Annotated in this window: 2 protein-coding genes; both read left to right on the top strand. The window is 43.2% G+C overall.

The genetic code is table 11. From position 1 onward, the window contains the following. The coding region (locus tag C8N47_RS19170) for an ISAon1 family transposase N-terminal region protein (protein WP_425436640.1) at nucleotides 1–179 on the top strand (179 nt) is incomplete at its 5' end. Beyond that, on the top strand, nucleotides 154–1137 hold the full coding sequence (locus tag C8N47_RS18620) for an ISAon1 family transposase (protein ID WP_107824084.1): 984 nt from the start codon (nucleotides 154–156) through the stop codon (nucleotides 1135–1137). The genes C8N47_RS19170 and C8N47_RS18620, both read left to right, overlap by 26 nt. Nucleotides 1138–1159 lie beyond the last annotated feature (22 nt).

The raw sequence follows: 1159 nt of genomic DNA on the forward strand, positions 1-1159 counted from the left end.
ATTTTCCGCTTCGGGATAAGCCATTATTCCTGCATATAAGGCGTCGACGTTGGCTGGTTGAATCAACCGAACTGGTAGTTAGCCGTAATTGGAACACGGTTGCTCAGGGAACTCGCATGACCTCCGGTTTTGCGACTTTTTTAAAAGGAATACTTGGATTCATTCCCGATCAGCAGTAATAGTCTGGAAAAGTTTTATGCCATCAACGGCAACCAGTTCTCAACCCAATACAAAGACCATTTAAGCGACTACAACCATTGGGACCAAAAAGATCATGCACCGGATTGGCTTCTTTTCCCCGACAATATAGGACCACATTTGAGCATCGACGAGACAGCACTTTCGCAGGGCGAACTTTACACAATCATTACCAATAAGGCAGCCAAAGGTCGTAAAGGCGCACTGGTGGCCATGATTAAAGGAACAAAAGCAGAAGATGTTACCCGGATTTTAATGAAAATACCTCATCGATTACGACGAAAAGTTGAAGAAATTACCTTGGATATGGCTGCGAGTATGAACCAGATTGTCAGCAAATGCTTTACGCGGGCAGTAAAAGTCATCGATCGGTTCCATGTTCAAAAACTGGCCTATGATGCCCTCCAGGAGATGCGTATTGCCCATCGCTGGGATGCAATCAATGAAGAAACCAATGCTTTAGATAATGCCCGCTGGGAAAAGAAAACATACTGCCCGTTTCGTTTTGCCAATGGCGATACTAAAAAGCAATTATTGGCTCGAAGCAGGTACCTCCTATTTAAATCAGCGGAAAAGTGGACCAGCGAGCAGAAGCAGCGCGCAACAATCTTGTTTGCTCAATATCCAGACATCAAAGAAGCTTATGACCTAACACACAGATTGCGGCTAATCTTTTCAAAAACACAAGAAAAAGGTGTAGCTCTAACCAAACTGGCACACTGGTATGACCAAGTAACAGAATCAGGGTTCAAATCCTTCAACACCATCTCTGCAACAATCTATACCCATTACACCGAAATCCTGAACTTCTTCGAAAACAGAAGCACCAATGCTTCAGCAGAATCTTTCAATGCCAAACTCAAATCTTTCAGGGCGTGTTTGAGAGGGGTAAATGATACCGCTTTCTTCCTGTATCGAATCTCTAAAATTTATGCCTAAAAAATGAAGCTCCACAACTTTT

The organism is Mangrovibacterium marinum, from assembly GCF_003046625.1.
GTDB classification, from domain to species: Bacteria; Bacteroidota; Bacteroidia; order Bacteroidales; family Prolixibacteraceae; genus Mangrovibacterium; species Mangrovibacterium marinum.